The following is an 18,055-nucleotide window of genomic DNA, read 5'->3' on the forward strand; positions in this document are numbered from 1 at the left end:
CGGACCTGGTGACCCAGCGCAACGACCACCGCAACGTGCTGCGCACGCCGGCCAACAACAAGCTGCGCCTGGATGACACGCGGGGGCAGGAGCACATCAAGCTCAGTACCGAGTATGGCGGCAAGAGTCAGCTGAATCTGGGGCATCTGGTGGATGGCCAGCGGAAGAAGCGCGGGGAAGGGTTTGAGCTGCGGACCGATGAGTGGGGCGCCATAAGAGGTGGCAAGGGTGTGTTCATCAGTGCCGATGCACAGCCCAAAGCGCAGGGTAGCCAGCTCGACATGGCCGACGCCATTACGCAGCTGGAAAACGCCTTGTCGCTGGCGCGCTCCCTGGCCGACGCAGCCCGCGCAGCCAAAGCCACCCCCGGCGATACCGCCAGTCAACAACAGCTCAACCAAGTCCTCGATGGCTTGAAACAACCGGGGTTGTTGCTGCATGCCCCGGCAGGTATAGGCGTGGTCAGCCCGGAGGCGGTGTGCCTGTCCTCGGGAAGCGAAAGCGTGGGCATCGTCGCCGCGCACAACGTCGATCTCAGCGCCGGGCAGAACATCACCGCCACCGCCGAGGACGGAATCAGCCTGCTCGCACACAGCGCGGACATGCAGCTCAAGGCGGCCAAGGGCAACATCGATTTGCATGCTCTGGAAGGCCTTCTGCACGCACTGGCCAAGGGCGATATCAAGATTGAGAGCGTGGATGGCCGGGTGCACATCCGCGCTGAGAAAGAGCTGATATTGGAATGCGGAGGGGTCTTTGTCCGCTTGAAAGACGGCGACCTCGATCAGGGCGCCCCCGGCAATATCTATCAACGGGCCAAGCATGTGCAAAAGCTTGGCAGCGCCAGGCTGGATACGCCGGCAACACCGTTACCCGGAGGTTACTCCGCGGAATACGTTCTGAAAAATGAGGCCCAGGTACCGCTGGCGTTTACCCGCTACCGGATCACCACTGAACAGGGCGAAGTGTTTAACGGCGTAACCGACAAGGAAGGGCGAACCATGAGCGCTCATACCTTGTTGCCGGGTGGGCTGAAGATTGAGTTTCCGAACACCACCTCTTATGACGAACAACTTCGACTGCTTGGCCCGAATGGCGAATTGGCAAGCAACATCAAGTACTCGGCCACACTGGCTGATGGCCGACTTCTGGATGGGGTGACTGATGAGCAAGGTTACACCCAACGGTTGGTGACCGAGAAGCCGACGCAGATCACCCAATTGCTGCTGTTTCCACCCGAGGGGGCGCAACCGCTTTGTTGCGCGGCGCAAAACGCCCAGGCGCCAATGCAAGTTGACCTGACCTCCAATGATGTTTCAACCAACGATACGGACGTGGGCCACTCGACTAAAGATGTTCGCCTACCCAAAGGCAAGAAGCGTTCCCTGACGTCCGGCGAAATCGCCATGGCGCAAACCGTCTTTAAAGATGCAGTCAATTACAGCAAGGTCAAAGTACATCACGGCGGATGGTGGTTGTTTGTCGGGTTTCAAAATACTGCGGTGACGCCGAATGGGGAGATGTATTTTCCGGAAAGTACCAAGCTTTATCGAGATGACTTCTCGGAAACATCGAGAGGTCGCGATAAAGCGTTGTTTATGCACGAGATGACCCATGTATGGCAATACCAGATGGGTTATCCGGTCAAGAAAGCCGGCATGACAGTAACGAGTCAAGGTGCAAAGGCGTATCAATACTCCCTATCTTCGAGTGAGCTACTCTCGAATTACAATATGGAGCAGCAAGGAGAAATAATCTCTGACTATTATATGATTTGTCTGGTACAAGATTCCGAAGGGGTCTGGAACTCAAATAATAAATATAACGACCCTGACCTGTTAGTGTCTGTATTGCGACATTTCTTGGCTGATCCATCTGACAGAAAAAATCTTCCGGGTCGAGGTTAGTCATGATAACGGTGCGATTTAGTCTTGGGTTAATGTTTTTTTCAAGTTTAGCTCAATCCACCCCCTGGGGGTTGCCGGGGGACGCTGTTATTGCTTCTGAAAATGGGCGGTTAGCAATTTGTATTCCGCAAGAAATATCAGAAACTGTGGTGGTGAACTCTATATCGGTATCTGAAATTAAACCCTTGCTCGGTAAAGGGTCGACCATGTGGCAGTTGGAACTTAAAAAATCATGGGAGGCCATGTTACTCGAATCAGGTGGCTGCATTTTTTATGGGGCCATTCCTTCCGGGTATCAACCTGTGGTAGATGCAAAACCCTTGAGTATTGGAGGCGTCTATTACACGAGAATCAACATAAGCGTTACGAACCCTACACGACAAAGTATCTTGTTTTTCGACGCGGTTTTTTGTATGGCCAAGAAAAATAACGACGGGCCTGTGTATCTTCAATACATATATGATCAAGCCGGAAAGGAAGTCAGACCTTCACTTTGTTCGGTGTCGGGTGAAGGAAGATGAAAATAAAAACTGAAAAGTTGTCCGATTACAATATGGAGCAGCAAGGTGAGATTATTTCAGATTACTACATGATAAGTATTGAGGGTAAGCCGGGTAGTGTCTGGAATAGAAGCAATGCTGGGGTGAGAGAGGGATTGCTTGTGACCACTCTTGAGAATTTTTTTGCAAATCCATTAGATAAATAAAATCTTCCGGGATAGGTTTGTATATATGAATTTTTATAGATTGATAGTTGCTCTGCTGTTCGGTGCGGTTGGTTTTTCAGCGTTTGCGACCCCCTTGGGTCGCACGGAATATGGTGTATTGGAATCGGTTAATGGGAATCCGGCTATATGCTTGCCATCTGATGCGAAGCGTTCGTTTTCGGTTGGGTGGGCTGTTATTTTCGAAAGCTACGTGTCGCAAGGAGGTTTTTGGGCGGTGGCACTTAAGTCAAATGCGAGTCCATTGATATTAAGATCGGGTGAGTGCTTTATATATGGTTCTGCGCCGGTTGGATATGAACTGGAGCGTTTTGGCTTAAGCGAGCGCCAATTAAAATTTGAGGAAAATAGAACTTATGTATTTCGAATAACCAGATGCTTCTGGATCGAACGATGTTTATAGAGTGTCGTTTTGTATTGGGAGAAAAAATGATGGTGGCTTCGAGTACTTTGAGTACACCTATTTGCCAGACGGGGCGATGGTTATTCCATTCTGCGATGCCAAAAAAAATATGCGCACACCTGACTGATTTTCTAGCGTCCAGCTAACAGGACAGGTTCGTTCTTTGAAATGGGACCGCAATCAGTGGCTGAAACTATATAACTATTCATGAAATGGACAATATGAACGACACCCTCCACCGTACGGACACATTGGGCTCCTGCAAGACAGTGATTTGCGGCAAACAGAAAATGCACTGGATCGAGTTCCAGATGCTCGATGAACAGGGCGAGCCCCTGGCGAACCTGCCCTATCGCGCGTGCAACGAGGCGACCCGCAGCGACTTCATTCCGGAGTACAGCGGCCGCACCGATGCCGAGGGAGTGATCCGCCTGGACGGCCTGCACCCGTTGGCCATCACCTTGCTGATAGACGCCGAGCTCTTGGCGGAGATACTGCAAAATCGCCGCCTGCGTGCCCAGCGAGCCGAACCTGCACGCCCCGGCTTCGCTGATCGCACGCCGCTGTATGGTCCGCAGCGTTCGGGCTTCTCGCCCATCGAACAGCAGGCGGTCGCAGCCGGGCATGGCTATCACTACCTGCGTATCGGCCAATTGTGCGATCGACTGCCGACATTCGACCCGCCCTTGGCGGATGCCAGGCAACCTCCGGCCTACCATTTTCCAGACCCGAAGTTCGGCGGGTTTACCATTGGCGACGATCAGCTCGATCGCCGGCATGTGCTGGAAGTGTGCCCGTTGCGCGCTTGGTCACTGACCTTGCATCACCATTCGGAGTACAGCCTGGTCAATGCTTACAACTTGTCGCTGATGAGCATTATGGCCTACAGCCGTGCCGAACCGGGGAGCCGCGGCTCGGCTGAAGAGTTTTTTCTGCAGCAGTGCCTGGACCTGTCGCGTACCCCCAGAGTGTGGGACGACCGCCAAAACCTGCTCTGCGTGGTGACCGATGTTCCGTTCGATCAACGCTATAGCCAGGCGCTGATGCTGGACACGAAAAAGGCCGAGCCGCCGGTAGGAGACACCCAACTGTTTTATGCCGTCAATGCCACCCAGGTGCTGGTGGCCTGGCGGGGCACGGAGATGGACCGTCGCGCCGATCTAATTACTGACGCGACTTTCCGCCCGGTAAAACCGGAAGTGCAGGGTCTGTGCGAGCCCAAGGTGCCCTGTGCCGATCTGACGCCGGAGGGCAGTGTGCACCTTGGGTTTCGTGAGTCGTTCGAGTTGGCTAGTAGGATTTATGCCAAGGATCTAGGGAAGACAATCCCTGATAGGGTTCGAGACAGGAATCTGTTCATTTGCGGTCACAGCTTGGGCGGCGCCCTTGGGTTAGTGCATGCCGCATCATTGAAAGCACAAAATCCTCTGCTGTACACCTACGGCATGCCGCGCACCTTCACCCTGAAGGCCGTAAAGTGCCTTGACGAGATCGTGCATTTCCGTCACGTCAACGACATCGACCCAGTCCCCAGCGTGCCACCCGAAGCAGCGTTGGATAACTATCTGTACGACCTCTATGGCCCGCTGGGCACTACTCTGGGATTTACCTGGTCGATGCTGCAGTTGACCGCCAGCCAGCTGTTTCGGCATGGCGACCCCTTCTGTCACCACGGCGAAATCGCCATGTTTTTCAGGGCCGAACAGCACACCCGCCAGCGAGGCTCGTCGTACCCCGCCTATCGAAACAAGGACGGGCTTGGCGCGCCTTACCACACCACCATCGCCTATCGCCTGTCGGAAAAGGTCAAGTTTTATCTGGTCCCAAGTCTGAGCCCTGACAACGATCAGCAGGCCGAGCAGGCGCAGCAGCGCCTTACCACTTCGTTGACCGCTGAGAGCCGGACGAGGTTTTTCCCGCCCTTCAGCAATCCCAAAGCAGGCCGGATCGTGGGCTTGGGCAACCATTTGATGGGCAATTACCAGCCGTACATCTACGGCCAGTTGCTGGAGTCAATCAATCCTGAGCGCTCGCCGTTGTTGAAGCGCCAACTGGATCGACAGAGTTTCGAGCAGCAGATCAGGGATAACTACGCAGACCTTGTCGAAGACGAACTGGCACGCAACCAGGTCTTCCTCGAGTTGCAGAGTCGTCTTGGCGAAAGCTTGCGGGTGACGCAACAGGCTGATGGCGGTGCCGAAGCGTTGCAACGCTTCGACGCCGTGGCCGACTCGAGCGCCTGCTATGAAAGAGCCCACTGTTGAGTACGGCCAGCGCCGTCAAGGATCCGACCATGATCAAGAAAATGCCCGTAGCGTTACTCAGCCTGTTCGTGAGCCTCAGTGGTTGCGCCAAGGATCGAAGCTTGTCGCCACCGCTAGATAGCGAACAGATGACCATCACAGTGAAAGTGCCTCTGGAACTCGAAACGGAAACCCTGGAGGTGATGTACCGCTCGGCAGTGTGCAAGAACATCACCCACGGAGCGAGCGGTGTGCGCATCGAGTTGGAGGGTTATCACGGTATTGATGTGCAATTGCAGCGTCTGGGGGGGAGTGATCTCTTCCAGGCCAAGTTGCCAATCGATGGCGGCGGTGCTTGTCAGTGGCATCTGAGCAACGTGATGTTTGGTGTCGCCTATCGCAATCCCGCGCGCTTTGGCGAGAACGTTACTTGTGGCGCAGGCGGGGGAGTGGTGGTCATGTTTGACCATAATCGGCCATCCAGAAGTTCTGGTTTACCGATAAAAGTAGAGGGAGATTTGACGATCAAGAAGGACTATTACCCTTGGGTTGATGAAGAATTTATAGGTCCCTACAAAAAAACTGTCAGCTTAACAAGCGAGGGCGATATTTATGTGATGTATCAGGCCCTGCAAGCCCGGCAGGTATATTTCGAGCCCGTCTTGCATCCTGATTTTGTCGTTTATTCGGCCGGGCCAAAGGTAAAGAAAGAAGGCAACCACACTGTAATCACTTATCCAGATGGCAGTGTCGAACCGGATGGCCGTTGGGGACCGAATTTCCGTAAGTTGCAAGCGATCCGCCAGGCAGCGGAGAACCAACAATGAGCGTTGTCTCTCCAGCCCAGATCAACTCCTTAGAACTGGCACGCAACCAGGTGTTCCTCCATTTGCAAAGTCGTCTCGGCAAAACCTTGCAGATAACGCAACAGACCTATGGGGGTACCAAATGGCTGCTGCGCAAACGTCCCGCGTTGAACTCGGCCCGCGCGCTCAAAGTACCGGCCATGATCATGAAAGTGCCCTTCGCGTTGCTCAGCCTGTTCGTCAGCCTCAGTGGTTGCGCCAAGGATCGAAGCCTGTCGCCACCACCAGATAGCGAACAGATGACCATCACCGTGAAAGTACCCCAGGAACTCGAAACGGAAACCTTGGAGGTGATGTACCGCTCGGCAGTCTGCAAGAACATCACCCACGGGGCGAGCGGTGTGCGCATTGAGTTGGAGGGTTATCACGGCATTGATGTGCAATTGCAGCGCCAGGGGGCGAGTGATCTCTTCCAGGCCAAGTTACCGATCGATGGTGGCGGTGCGTGTCAGTGGCATCTGAGCAATGTGATGTTTGGTGTCGCCTATAGCAATCCCGCCCGCTTTGGCGAGAACGTGACTTATGGCGCAGGTGGGGGAGTAGTGGTGATGTTTGACCACAACCGGCCTTCCAGAAGTTCCGGATTACCAATCAAAGTAGAGGGAGATTTGACGATCAAGGAGGACTATTACCCATGGTTGAGTGAAGCCTTTCTTGGAGGCTACAGAAAACAGATTAGCTTGGAGAGCGTGGGAAATATTTACTTGATGTATCAGGCCTTGCAAGCCCGAGAAGTGTATTTCGAACCCGTACTGCATTCAGGCTTCCTAGTCACCTCTGTGCAGCCGAAGGTGAAAAAGAAGGGCAATCACACAAGCTTCACCTATCCCGATGGGAGCGTTGTGACAGATGGACGCTCAAGACCGGATTTCCGCAAATTGCAAGCCATCCGCCAGGCAGCGGAAAGTAAACAGTGAGCTACTTTTTTCCTGCCAAGTACACCTCCTTCGAACTGATACGCAATCGGGAATTCCTCTATTTGCAGGGACGACTTGGCGAAACCTTGCGGGTGACACAACAGGCCGATGGTCAACCCGTGCGCCTGCTACGAAAGAGCCCATGCCTTAAAAAAACTGAGCTCACCTCTCGTTCACAACACTCGACTAATGGAGTTTGATTTTATGTCTCAGGGATTTGTTTTGCTGGGTGACAGGACCACACACGATGGAGAAGTGATATCGGCTTCGTCCACCACATTTGTTCATGGCAAGCCCGTGGCTTTGGTGGGGGATGAGGTCAGTTGTCCAGCCCATGGCACCAATCCCATCGTTGATGGCTGTTCCGACTGCTGGGAAGATGGCCGGGCAATGGTGGTCGATGGCTGTCGCAGTGAATGCGGATGCCAGGTGATTTCAAGCGCGCCTGACTGTGGGGTGGGTTGAGCCATGGGCTGGGATAGAAAGGCACCTTCTGTGGTGCAAGCTCCGACGCCGCCGATGCTGGGTCGTTGGGTACTCGCGGCCGTCGTCGCGGTGGTGGTGGGTGTGCTGTTGTTTCTGTTGCACGCCTCAATTCAGTTAGCGCAACTGCAGGCGATCAATGTCTGGTTATTGACTGGCTCGCCACTGCTGGTCTGGGTGTTGCTGTTCGCTACCCGTGCCTATTTCTACGGTGGAGCGCTCGGCCAGCATCAATTTCTCAAGGAGGAGGCAGCCAATGCGCAGTTGGCCTGGCAAGGCTGGGCGCAACGCTATCTGGCCGTGCATAACAGCTGTGTGCTGCTGCCGGATCAGGTGTCTGCCAGTGGGCTGCCAGGCCGCCGGGATATGCCGCTGCGTACAGGGCAAGCCAGGCGCATAGCTGCTCTGCCCGAGCAGGGCGATCGCGCGCAGGCGGGGTTGCAGTTGTTATTGCCAGTGCTCGCGCCGGCCTTGCAGGCCTTGCCTGCCGAACAGGCGTTGCGAGTCACGCTGTTGAGTGATGTTGAGCCTGATCAATACGCTGCACTGCGCGACGTCTGGCAGCAGTGGCAAACCGCCCATCTCACGCTACCTGCAACGGTCACCCAGACCGATGAATTGTCGTGCCAATGGATCGACGACACGCTGAAGTCTGCCAGCGCAGCCCTCGACTTGATCCTGGTCGTGCAGGTTAACGGCGGGGAGGCGTACTCCGATGGGCTGGCGGCCTTGTTGCTATGTCCAGACCAGTTGGCCGTTGCCTGGGACCTTCCTGTGCAAGGTGGCTTGTTGCGCCCGATGCCCTTGGATGTCGCCACGTTGAACAGCGAGCTGGCGCTGTTCCAGCAAACCCAGACGATGGCGCTTCAGGCGACGGCTGTGTTGGCGGACGGCGCTGACTGGCAGCCGCTGACTGGCAATGTCTTCGCCACTATCGGTGCTCAGGCGGCCTCGTTGAATGCGCAGCAGCTGTGGGTTCAGGAGCACCTGTGCGGGCTGCCCGGTCCCTTTGGGCATTGGTTGGCAGCGGCCTTCGGGGTGGAGATGGTTCAACACCAGCGGCAGCCAGTGCTGCTGCTCGCCAAAGATGAGTCACGGTATTGGATCAGTACCGTTATCGAGGGAGACGTGGCATGAAAGGATGGAGCAACCCATGGCGTCGCGCGGGTGCGGTGGTGTGGATCAGTGTATTGATGGCAGCCCTGGCCTGGGTGATACAGGCCTATGGTGAGCGGATGGGGCTGGTGGAAAACCATCACCGGATGCTTGCTTTCTTGTTGATCGTTCTTATTGCAGCGATCGGGCATCTTGCTCCCCGTTTGTTGATGCAGTTGAAGCGGCGAAGTCACCGCGATCAGGGGCAGACAGACAAGGTGTTGCCCCGGAAGGACGCGGGTTTGGTGCTGCCTAAGGACCCAGAATTTGACATTACGCCATTGCTCGAGTCCCTGAGTGCCAACCGCGGCCTTTTCTGGCGTCGCAAAACCCGCTTCCTGCTCATCGTCGGCGAGCCCGAGCAAATCACGGCCGTTGCCCCCGGCCTGGGTCCGGACCATTGGCTGGAAGACGAGGGCACCGTGCTGCTGTGGGGTGGCAGCGTGCAGCAAGCACTGGACGATAAGGTGATCGCTCAGTTCCGTCGCCTGACCCGTTGGCGTGCCTTCGACGGCGTGGTCTGGGCGGTGAATGCCGAGCAGAGCGCCGACGGCAACCGGATGGGCAGCGGCCGGCGTCATTTGCAGGCGCTGGCGCGGGCATTAGGGTGGTCGCTGCCGCTGCACCTGTGGCAGGTCTGCGCCAGTCACTGGGTGCAGGACAAGCGTCCGAGCCAGGCGGTGGGTTGCGCGCTACCGTCACGTCTCACCGCATCAGACCTCGAAACGTCGCTGTACGGTCTGCTCGGCCCCATGCGCCAAGAGGGGTGGGCGCAGATGAACAAGGCCATGGCGCATGACTTCCTGGTGCGTCTGGCGCGGGACCTGGAGGTCGAAGGCGTATCACGCTGGCGCCAGGCATTGGCTCCGTGGTTCGGGCAATCCAGGCAAGATCTGCCATTGCGCGGACTGTGGTTCAGCCTGCCGTTGTCCAATACAACGCAGAACAAGGAAGAACACTTCTGGCCCATGGACCCTGCCTGGCAAGGCGTGCTCGGCGACCCAAAACAACCAAGCCGTCGCCTGGGCTGGAGCACTCCGCGCGTCGCTTATGGCTTGGCGTTGACCGTAGCCCTGCTGTGGGGCGCCGGCATGCTGCTGTCGTTCATCAGCAACCGCGTGCAGATCCACCATGTGCAAACCTCGTTGACCACCCTGCAACAAGCCACCCCCGGCGACGCGCAACTGAGTGCCCTCAACGAACTGACCCGCGAGCTGGACCGCTTGAATTACCGCGCCAGCCACGGCACCCCGTGGTACCAGCGTTTCGGCCTCAACCAGAACGATGCGCTATTGGCCACGCTCTGGCCGCGTTACGTCGAAGCCAACCAGCGCCTGCTGCGCGACCCGGCAGCGGCCACCCTCAAGGCCCGCCTCAAGGCTCTGGTCAAGCTGCCACCGGACAGCCCCGAGCGTGCCAAGCGAGCCCAAGCGGCCTACGCGCAACTCAAGGCCTATTTGATGCTGGCGCGCCCGGAAAAAACCGATTCGGCCTTTCTCACCCAAGCCTTGGTGCAAGCCGAACCGCAAAGCACCGGCTACTCACCAGGCCTCTGGCACGCACTGGCCCCAACCCTGTGGCAGTTCTACGCCGAACAACTGGCCACCCACCCCAACTGGCGCATCGACGCCGACCCCAAGCTGGTCACCCAGGTCCGCCAGGTCCTGATCAGCCAGCTAGGCCAGCGCAACGGCGAAGCCACCCTGTACCAAAACGTGCTCGACAACGCGGCCAATCACGCGCCGGCGCTCGGTCTGGCGCAGATGGTCGGCGACACCGAGGCATCGGCGTTGTTTGCCACTTCAGCGGAGGTGCCGGGCGTGTTCACCCGCCAGACCTGGGAAGGCCAGGTACGCCCGGCCATCGACGCCATCGCCGAGGCACGCCGCGAGGAAATCGACTGGGTGCTCAGCGACAACCCGGCGCGTCTCGCCGCCGACCTGAGCCCGGAGCAGCTCAAGCAGCGCCTGACCGAACGCTATTTCCAGGATTACGCCAACGCCTGGCTGGATTTTCTCAACCAACTGCGTTGGCAACCGGTCGACAGCCTCGGCGAGGTGATCGACCAGTTGGCGCTGATGAGCGATGTGCGCCAGTCGCCGCTGATCGCCCTGATGAACACCTTGGCTTATCAGGGCCAGGCCGGCACCCGTCGTCAGGCGCTGGCCGACTCGCTGGTGCAGTCGGCGCAGCAGTTGCTCGGCAAGGAGCCAGTGCCGGTGATCGATCAGGGCATGCCCGGCAGCGGCAGCCCGCTGGACGCCACCTTTGGCCCGCTGTTGACCTTGCTGGGCAAAGACGTCGACAGCCAAAACGACAGCGAACGCCTGAGCCTGCAAGCCTTCCTCAACCGCGTCACCCGGGTGCGCCTGAAGTTGCAGCAGGTGAGCAACGCACCCAATCCCCAGGCGATGACCCAGGCCCTGGCGCAATCAGTTTTCCAAGGTCACAGCGTCGACCTCACCGACACCCAGGTCTACGGCAGCCTGCTCGCCGCCAGCCTCGGCGCCGAATGGGACGGCATCGGCCAGGCGCTGTTCGTGCAACCGCTGGAGCAGGCCTGGCAACGGGTGCTGCAACCCTCGGTGGCGGGGCTCAACAGCCAGTGGCAACGGGCGATCGTGCGCGACTGGCAGGGCGCCTTTGCCGGTCGCTATCCCTTTGCCGCCACCGGCAGCGACGCCTCGCTACCGATGCTCGGGCAGATGATCCGCGCCGACGCCGGGCGCATCGACCAGTTCCTCCAGCAGCAATTGGGCGGCGTGCTGCGCAAGGAAGGCAGCCGCTGGGTGGCCGATTCGCGGCACAGCCAGGGCCTGCACTTCAACCCCAAGTTCCTCGCGGCGATCAACCAGCTCAGCCACCTCGCCGACGTGCTCTACACCGACGGCGGCATGGGCCTGAGCTTCGAGTTGCGCGGCAAGCCGGTGCGCGACGTGGTGCAGACCACCTTCATCCTCAACGGCGAAAAACACGAGTATTTCAACCAGAAGGAACGCTGGCAGCGCTTTAGCTGGCCGGGCTTCAGCCAGCACCCGGGCACGCGTTTGTTGTGGATCAGTGTGCTGGCCAATGAACGGCTGTTCGGCGACTACGAAGGCACCTGGGGCCTGATCCGCCTGCTCGAACAGGCAAAAATCACCGCCCTGAACGACACCGACAGCCAGTACCGCGTGCAGCTTCAGGCCCCAGACGGCCTCGACCTGACCTGGCACCTGCGCACTGAACTGGGTGCAGGGCCGCTGGCCTTGCTCAAACTGCGCGACTTCAAGCTGCCGGCGCAGATCTTTCTGGACAAGGGGGAAAAGCCGCCGCTTTGATTTCGATTGGTGGCAGCCGGTTTACGGCGAAGTCGGTGATGTGGTGGGTAGCGATCTCATCAGTCACTGGCCGCGCGGAACGGCTGCGTGTTCTGGGGGCTAATCCAGGGCGCGGATTGACGAAATGCGACTTGTTGGCGGGTAAATACATCAAGGAGAAATGCGGGGGTTACGGTCCGTAGGAGCCGGCTTGCTGGCGATGGGGGCCTCAGGGTCGGGTTGTCCTTGAGGTCGTCATCGCTGGCAAGCCAGCTCCTACAGTTTTGCGTAAGGCAGGGTGATTACACGCGTTCAAAAATCGCCGCAATCCCTTGGCCACCACCGATGCACATGGTCACCAGCGCGTAACGGCCGCCGGTGCGGTGCAGTTCGTGGATGGCCTTGGTGGCGATGATCGCGCCGGTCGCGCCCACCGGGTGGCCCAGGGCGATGCCCGAACCGTTCGGGTTGACCTTGGCCGGGTCGAGGTCCAGTTCCTGGCTGACGGCGCAGGCCTGGGCGGCGAAGGCGATGTTGGCTTCGATCACGTCCAGGTCGGCGACGGTCAGGCCGGCGCGCTTGAGTGCCAGGCGGGTGGCCGGGATCGGGCCCAGGCCCATGAACTCAGGTTCGACGCCGGCGTGGGCGTAGCTGACCAGGCGGGCGAGTGGTTTCAGGTTGTTGGCCTGGACCGCGTTGCCGCTGGCCATGACCAGTGCGGCGGCGCCGTCGTTGAGGCCCGAGGCGTTGCCGGCGGTGACCGAGCCGTCCTTCTTGAATGCCGGCTTCATCGCAGCCAGCTGTTCCAGGGACGTGGCGCGCGGGTGTTCGTCGACGCTGAACAGTTTGACGCCCTTACGGTCCTGGATTTCCACGGTCGCGATCTGCTCGTTGAAGTAGCCGTTTGCAATCGCGTGGGCCGCGCGTTGCTGGTCTTCGAAAGCCAGGGCGTCCTGCATTTCGCGGGTGATGCCGTTGCGCGCGGCAATGTTCTCGGCGGTGATGCCCATGTGGATGCCATGGAACGGGTCATGCAGGATGCCGAGCATGTAGTCGATGACCTGGGCGTTGCCCATGCGCGAACCCCAACGGGCGGCCGGCATCAGGTATGGGCCGCGGCTCATGGATTCGGCGCCGGCACCGACGACGATGTCGGCATCGCCGAGCATCAGGGTCTGGGCGGCGTTGATGATCGCTTGCAGGCCCGAACCGCACAGGCGGTTGACGTTGTAGGCCGGGGTTTCCTTCGGGATGCCGGCGTTCATCGCCGCGACGCGGGAGATGTAGGCATCACGGGTTTCGGTCGGGATCACGTTGCCCATCACCAGATGGCCAACGAGCGCCGGGTCCACGGCGGCTCGCTCCAGGGCGGCCTTCACGGCCGTGGTTGCGAGGTCGGCCAGTGGCACGTCCTTGAGCGAACCGCCGAATGTACCGATGGCGGTACGGGCGGCGCTGACGACGTAGATTTCTGGAGTGTTCATGGCTGGTTTCCTTTCGGTGGATTCTTATCTGTACTGCGATTGAGCAGGGCGTTCAAGGCGGTTTTCGCCTCGTCGGTATTCAGGCGCTGGATGAACAGCGTGTTTTCTTCGCGCAGGGTGGCTTCCAGTTCGGCCAGGGAAGCCTGTTTCATCAGCTGCCGGGACTGGCGCAAGGCTTGCTGGGGCATGGCCAGAAAGCGCTGGGCGATTTTTGTCGCCGCCGCCAGGCATTGTGCGCCGTCATCGAAGGCTTCGTTGGCCAGGCCCCAGGCCACCGCTTCGTTGCCGTCCAGGCCGTTGCCCAACAGCAGCAGGCTCGCGGCGCGGGCATGGCCGAGGCGGCGGGGCAGCAACAGGCTGGCGCCGAATTCGGGGCACAGGCCGATGTTGACGAACGGCATGCGCAGTTTGGCGCTGCGGGTGACCAATACCTGATCGCAATGCAGCAGCAACGTGGTGCCAATGCCGATGGCCGCACCGCAGACTGCCGCGATCAGCGGTTTTTGCAGGCGCGTGACGACCTTCATCAGGTGGAATGCCGGGGCGTCCAGATGAGTGGGCGGGTGCTGGAGGAAATCCACCAGATCATTGCCGCTGGTGAAGCAAGTCGGGCCGCCAGTGAGGATGATCACGCCGGTCTGTGCATCTTCGTCGGCGGCCTGCAGCAGGTCGGCCAACTGCGTGTACATGGCGTTATTCAGTGCGTTGAGCTTGTCCGGGCGGTCGATGGTCAGCGTCAACACGCCGTCGCGTTGCTCGTGTTTGATCAGGTCGGTCATCGCAGGCTCTGCAGGGTCGGTTCAGGGCTGCCACTTTAAGCGCCGGACAAACTCCGGATCTATGGCAAAACGGGTCAACTGCACTGCCGCTTTTTGCCATGCCGGTGTGCCAAAAAGCGACACACACCCTTTCGGGGTATGGCCGCGCCCGGCGAATCGACCAATAGTGGGGGCATCCGCTCATCCAGAGCCGAACTCGCTATAAGGTGCATTTGCTATGGGCAAGACGCTGCTTAAGGTGATTTCCAGTCTGTTTGTTGTACCGCTGACCTTTCATGCCTACGCCGCTCAAGTGGACGACAGCAATACGCTGCGGCTGTACAACTGGGCGGATTACATCGGTGAAAAAACCATCGCCGATTTCGAAAAGGCCACCGGTATCAAGGTGGTCTACGACACATTCGATTCTTATGAAACGGTACAGGCCAAGCTGCTCACCGGCCATTCCGGTTATGACCTGATCGTGTTGAATGCCTCCCTCGCGCCACCGCTGATCAAGGCCAAGGTGTTCCAGCCGCTGGATAAAAAGCAGTTGCCGGGGTGGACCAACCTGGATCCGCAGATCCTCGAAGACCTGCAAGGCTATGACCCTGGCACCCAGTACTCTGCGCCCTATACCTGGGGCAGCAACGGCGTGACCTACAACGTCGACAAGATCAAGGAGCGCATGCCGGACGCGCCGATCGGCTCGCTGGCGATGATCTTCGACCCCAAGATCGTCTCGCGCTTCGCCGACTGCGGCGTGACCCTGCTCGATGCCCCGACTGAAGTCATTCCCATGGCCCTGAAGTACCTGGGGCGTGATCCGCGCAGCGCCGCACCGGAAGATCTGAAAGCCGCACAGGATTTGCTGCTGTCGGTGCGGCCGTACATCCGCAAGTTCGATTCGGTCAATTACCTGACCAGCCTGCCCAACGGCGACGTGTGCATGGCCATGACCTGGTCCGGCGACTACGCCACCGCCATGGCCCGCGCCGCAGAAGCCAAGAAGAAGATCGACCTGGCGTACTTCATCCCCAAGGAAGGCTCGCTGATCTGGTTCGACAACATGTACATCCCGGCCGATGCGACGCACGTCGCCAATGCTCACAAATTCCTGGAATACCTGATGCAGCCGCAGGTGATGGCGGATGTGAGTGATTTCATCAACTACGCCAACAGTAACGCGGCGGCCACGCCGTTGTTGAACGCCGATGTGCGCAACAACCCGGCGATTTACCCCGATCCGCAGACCCGCGAGCGCCTGTTCCCGCAGAAGACCCAGGACGCCAAGGACATGCGGGCGATTACCCGGGTCTGGAGCACCGTGAAAAGCGGCATCTGATGGGTTCGAACGTTAGTCAATTCGGTTAGAGGTTTATTTATGGCGACGCCAACACGCAGCGTTTTTTCCCCAGCGGACGAGTCCCGGCTGGTCAAGGCCGACAAGGCTCACCATATGCACGGCTATCACGTGTTCGACGAACACGCCGAACAAGGCTCGCTGAACATCGTCGCAGGCGTAGGCGCCTACATCTACGACACCCAGGGCAACCGCTTTCTCGATGCGGTGGGCGGCATGTGGTGCACCAACATTGGTTTGGGCCGCGAGGAAATGGCCGAGGCCATCGCCGATCAGGTGCGGCAACTGGCCTATTCCAATCCGTTTTCCGACATGTCGAACAACGTCGCCATCCAATTGTGCGAAAAACTCGCCAGCCTCGCTCCCGGTGACCTCGACCATGTGTTCCTCACCACCGGCGGCTCCACCGCCGTGGACACCGCGTATCGGCTGATCCAGTACTACCAGAACTGCCGTGGCAAACCCGAGAAGAAGCACGTCATTGCGCGGTTCAACGCCTATCACGGCTCCACCACCCTGACCATGTCGATCGGCAACAAGGCCGCCGACCGTGTGCCGGAGTTCGATTACGCCAACCCGCTGATCCACCACGTCTCCAACCCCAACCCGTACCGCGCCCCGGACGGCATGGATGAAGCGCAGTTCCTCGAGTTCCTGGTCAAGGAATTCGAAGACAAGATCCTCTCGATTGGCGCGGACAAGGTCGCCGGGTTCTTCGCCGAGCCGATCATGGGCTCGGGCGGGGTGATCATTCCGCCCCGGGGTTATCTCAAGCGCATGTGGGACGTCTGCCAGCGCTACGACATCCTGTTCGTCGCCGACGAAGTGGTGACCTCGTTCGGGAGACTGGGCAAGTTCTTTGCCTCCTATGATGTGTTCGACGTGCAGCCCGACATCATCACCACCGCCAAAGGTCTGACCTCGGCTTACCTGCCGCTGGGCGCGTGCATCTTTTCCGAGCGCATCTGGAAAGTCATCGCCGAACCGGGCAAGGGCCGCTGCTTCACCCACGGTTTCACCTACAGCGGCCATCCGGTGTGCTGCACGGCGGCGCTGAAGAACATCGAAATCATCGAGCGGGAGAACCTGCTGACCCATGTCGACACGGTGGGCGCTTATCTGGAGGAGCGCCTGGCAACCCTGCGCGACTTGCCGCTGGTGGGCGATGTGCGCTGCCAGAAACTCATGGCCTGCGTGGAGTTCGTCGCCGATAAACGCACCAAGGCGCTGTTCCCCGACGAGATCAACATCGGCGAGAAAATCCACGTGCGGGCCCAGGCCCGGGGCTTGCTGGTGCGGCCGATCATGCATCTCAATGTGATGTCGCCACCGTTGATCCTGACGTTTGCCCAGGTCGATGAAATCGTCGAGACCCTGCGCGAATGCATTCTGGAAGTGGCCGCCGAGCTTGAAGCGAGCGGACAGTACGCGGGCCAATGATTTCGTCAGTCAGGCTGTTACCAAGGGCGTGTCCAGCCGCTAGACTGCGGGGCATGAGCAAACCACACGACGATACGCTGATCGCGGTGCCCTTCGGGGCATTGCACAAATGGCATGGGGGAATGCGCGAGGCATTCGCCCATATCGATGAGCCTGACGCCCTGCAACATCTGGCGTCGGCGTTGGCGCAGCTGGTGTCCGTCGAGTCGATGATGATCAGCCTGGAGCGTAAGGACCGCGCGCCCCAGCTGCTGCATCAGCGCGGGATCGCCCAGGAGTATCAGGTCTCGATCCTGGAACGCTATTTTGCCGGCGGTTATTTGCTCGACCCGTTCTGCCTGGCGGTGGAGCAGGGGTTGGCGCAAGGCTTCTATCACCTGGAGGAAATTGCCCCGGACAACTTCTTCGACAGTGACTACTACAAGTCCTATTACCTGAAGGCGGGCTGCTCGGAAGACAGCTACTACATCGTCGATACCGGCAATGACACGAAGATTTCCGTCAGTCTTTATCAAGGTTTCGGTGGTGAATGCCTCAGCGTCGAACAGTTGAACCTGCTGCGTGCGGTCGAACCGCTGGTGCACGAATTCATCAGCGAATTCAGTCGGCGCGGGATGCTGCGCAGTCACGAGATCCAGTGCGAAAAAGACCAGGGCCTGCGCGATGATCTCAAGCACCGGGTGCAGTCGGCGTTCGAGCATTTTGGCAGCGACTTGCTCACCGAGCGCGAGCGGGAAGTGGCACACATGATCCTGCGCGGGCATTCGGTGAAATCCACGGCCAGCCAGATGAACATCTCGCCGGAAACTGTGCGCATGCACCGCAAGAACCTGTACCTGAAACTGGAGGTGGGTTCGCAGTCGGAGTTGTTTGCGCTGTTTATCGAGTGGTTGCGCAGGCATTGAGAGGTGACCACAGACCTTTAGCCAGCAGAGATCAAATGTGGGAGCGGGCTTGCTCGCGAAAGCGGCGTGTCAGTCAACATTAATGTTGAATGTCAGTCCGCTTTCGCG

At 58.9% G+C, this 18,055-nt stretch carries 14 protein-coding genes; 12 read left to right on the forward strand and 2 right to left on the reverse strand.

The genetic code is table 11. The features are described 5' to 3' along the window. The 9 genes from KGA85_RS26910 to KGA85_RS26950 form a co-directional block, all read left to right on the forward strand. The coding region (locus KGA85_RS26910; RefSeq protein WP_223543507.1) for a DUF2345 domain-containing protein at positions 1-1,907 on the forward strand (1,907 nt) is incomplete at its 5' end. 2 nt (positions 1,908-1,909) lie between these two features. Continuing rightward, positions 1,910-2,428, forward strand: a complete 519-nt coding sequence (locus tag KGA85_RS26915; RefSeq protein ID WP_223543508.1) for a hypothetical protein — start codon at positions 1,910-1,912, stop codon at positions 2,426-2,428. Further along, positions 2,425-2,613, forward strand: a complete 189-nt coding sequence (locus KGA85_RS26920) for a hypothetical protein (RefSeq protein ID WP_223543509.1) — start codon at positions 2,425-2,427, stop codon at positions 2,611-2,613. Before KGA85_RS26915 ends, KGA85_RS26920 begins: the two co-directional genes overlap by 4 nt. Positions 2,614-3,255: 642 nt before the next feature. Beyond that, positions 3,256-5,298 (forward strand): lipase family protein, encoded by a 2,043-nt coding sequence (locus KGA85_RS26925; protein WP_223543510.1) that lies wholly within the window; start codon positions 3,256-3,258, stop codon positions 5,296-5,298. Between the two features lie 29 nt (positions 5,299-5,327). Further along, positions 5,328-6,104: a hypothetical protein gene (locus KGA85_RS26930; protein WP_223461767.1), complete on the forward strand. Its 777-nt coding sequence runs from the start codon at positions 5,328-5,330 to the stop codon at positions 6,102-6,104. Beyond that, a complete protein-coding gene (locus KGA85_RS26935) occupies positions 6,101-7,060 on the forward strand; it encodes a hypothetical protein (protein ID WP_223461769.1) in 960 nt (319 codons plus the stop codon). The genes KGA85_RS26930 and KGA85_RS26935 overlap by 4 nt, the downstream gene beginning before the upstream one ends. A gap of 204 nt (positions 7,061-7,264) precedes the next feature. Next, positions 7,265-7,525, forward strand: coding sequence for a PAAR domain-containing protein (locus KGA85_RS26940; RefSeq protein ID WP_223461771.1), 261 nt, complete (start codon positions 7,265-7,267; stop codon positions 7,523-7,525). Positions 7,526-7,528: 3 nt separating this feature from the next. Beyond that, the gene (locus KGA85_RS26945) at positions 7,529-8,680 is read left to right on the forward strand and encodes a hypothetical protein (RefSeq protein WP_223461773.1); all 1,152 of its coding nucleotides are present in this window, start codon (positions 7,529-7,531) and stop codon (positions 8,678-8,680) included. A gap of 125 nt (positions 8,681-8,805) precedes the next feature. Next, entirely contained in the window at positions 8,806-12,018 is a 3,213-nt protein-coding gene (locus KGA85_RS26950) for an ImcF-related family protein (protein ID WP_411741749.1), read from the forward strand. A gap of 281 nt (positions 12,019-12,299) precedes the next feature. Here KGA85_RS26950 and KGA85_RS26955 read toward each other — a convergent pair whose 3' ends face one another. Beyond that, on the reverse strand, positions 12,300-13,481 hold the full coding sequence (locus KGA85_RS26955; RefSeq protein WP_223538053.1) for an acetyl-CoA C-acyltransferase family protein: 1,182 nt from the start codon (positions 13,479-13,481) through the stop codon (positions 12,300-12,302). Then, on the reverse strand, positions 13,478-14,260 hold the full coding sequence (locus KGA85_RS26960) for an enoyl-CoA hydratase-related protein (RefSeq protein ID WP_223461837.1): 783 nt from the start codon (positions 14,258-14,260) through the stop codon (positions 13,478-13,480). The genes KGA85_RS26955 and KGA85_RS26960 overlap by 4 nt, the downstream gene beginning before the upstream one ends. A gap of 217 nt (positions 14,261-14,477) precedes the next feature. Here KGA85_RS26960 and KGA85_RS26965 point away from each other — a divergent pair, with 217 nt between their 5' ends. The 3 genes from KGA85_RS26965 to KGA85_RS26975 are packed head-to-tail and all read left to right on the forward strand — an operon-like array spanning position 14,478 to position 17,947. Beyond that, the gene (locus tag KGA85_RS26965) at positions 14,478-15,584 is read left to right on the forward strand and encodes a polyamine ABC transporter substrate-binding protein (protein WP_046042852.1); all 1,107 of its coding nucleotides are present in this window, start codon (positions 14,478-14,480) and stop codon (positions 15,582-15,584) included. Positions 15,585-15,623: 39 nt separating this feature from the next. Further along, on the forward strand, positions 15,624-17,042 hold the full coding sequence (locus KGA85_RS26970; protein WP_223461833.1) for an aminotransferase: 1,419 nt from the start codon (positions 15,624-15,626) through the stop codon (positions 17,040-17,042). Continuing rightward, complete coding sequence (locus KGA85_RS26975; RefSeq protein ID WP_223533903.1) at positions 17,039-17,947, forward strand: helix-turn-helix domain-containing protein; 909 nt, start codon at positions 17,039-17,041, stop codon at positions 17,945-17,947. Before KGA85_RS26970 ends, KGA85_RS26975 begins: the two co-directional genes overlap by 4 nt. Positions 17,948-18,055 lie beyond the last annotated feature (108 nt).

It is taken from the genome of Pseudomonas sp. GL-B-12 (assembly GCF_019955895.1).
Lineage (GTDB): Bacteria > Pseudomonadota > Gammaproteobacteria > Pseudomonadales > Pseudomonadaceae > Aquipseudomonas.

Bases quoted from the DNA above. Each gene is read 5' to 3' on its own strand.
- KGA85_RS26915 (WP_223543508.1), top strand. From the start codon at position 1,910: ATGATAACGGTGCGATTTAGTCTTGGGTTAATGTTTTTTTCAAGTTTA.
- KGA85_RS26920 (WP_223543509.1), top strand. From the start codon at position 2,425: ATGAAAATAAAAACTGAAAAGTTGTCCGATTACAATATGGAGCAGCAA.
- KGA85_RS26925 (WP_223543510.1), top strand. From the start codon at position 3,256: ATGAACGACACCCTCCACCGTACGGACACATTGGGCTCCTGCAAGACA.
- KGA85_RS26930 (WP_223461767.1), top strand. From the start codon at position 5,328: ATGATCAAGAAAATGCCCGTAGCGTTACTCAGCCTGTTCGTGAGCCTC.
- KGA85_RS26935 (WP_223461769.1), top strand. From the start codon at position 6,101: ATGAGCGTTGTCTCTCCAGCCCAGATCAACTCCTTAGAACTGGCACGC.
- KGA85_RS26940 (WP_223461771.1), top strand. From the start codon at position 7,265: ATGTCTCAGGGATTTGTTTTGCTGGGTGACAGGACCACACACGATGGA.
- KGA85_RS26945 (WP_223461773.1), top strand. From the start codon at position 7,529: ATGGGCTGGGATAGAAAGGCACCTTCTGTGGTGCAAGCTCCGACGCCG.
- KGA85_RS26950 (WP_411741749.1), top strand. From the start codon at position 8,806: ATGCTTGCTTTCTTGTTGATCGTTCTTATTGCAGCGATCGGGCATCTT.
- KGA85_RS26955 (WP_223538053.1), bottom strand. From the start codon at position 13,481: ATGAACACTCCAGAAATCTACGTCGTCAGCGCCGCCCGTACCGCCATC.
- KGA85_RS26960 (WP_223461837.1), bottom strand. From the start codon at position 14,260: ATGACCGACCTGATCAAACACGAGCAACGCGACGGCGTGTTGACGCTG.
- KGA85_RS26965 (WP_046042852.1), top strand. From the start codon at position 14,478: ATGGGCAAGACGCTGCTTAAGGTGATTTCCAGTCTGTTTGTTGTACCG.
- KGA85_RS26970 (WP_223461833.1), top strand. From the start codon at position 15,624: ATGGCGACGCCAACACGCAGCGTTTTTTCCCCAGCGGACGAGTCCCGG.
- KGA85_RS26975 (WP_223533903.1), top strand. From the start codon at position 17,039: ATGATTTCGTCAGTCAGGCTGTTACCAAGGGCGTGTCCAGCCGCTAGA.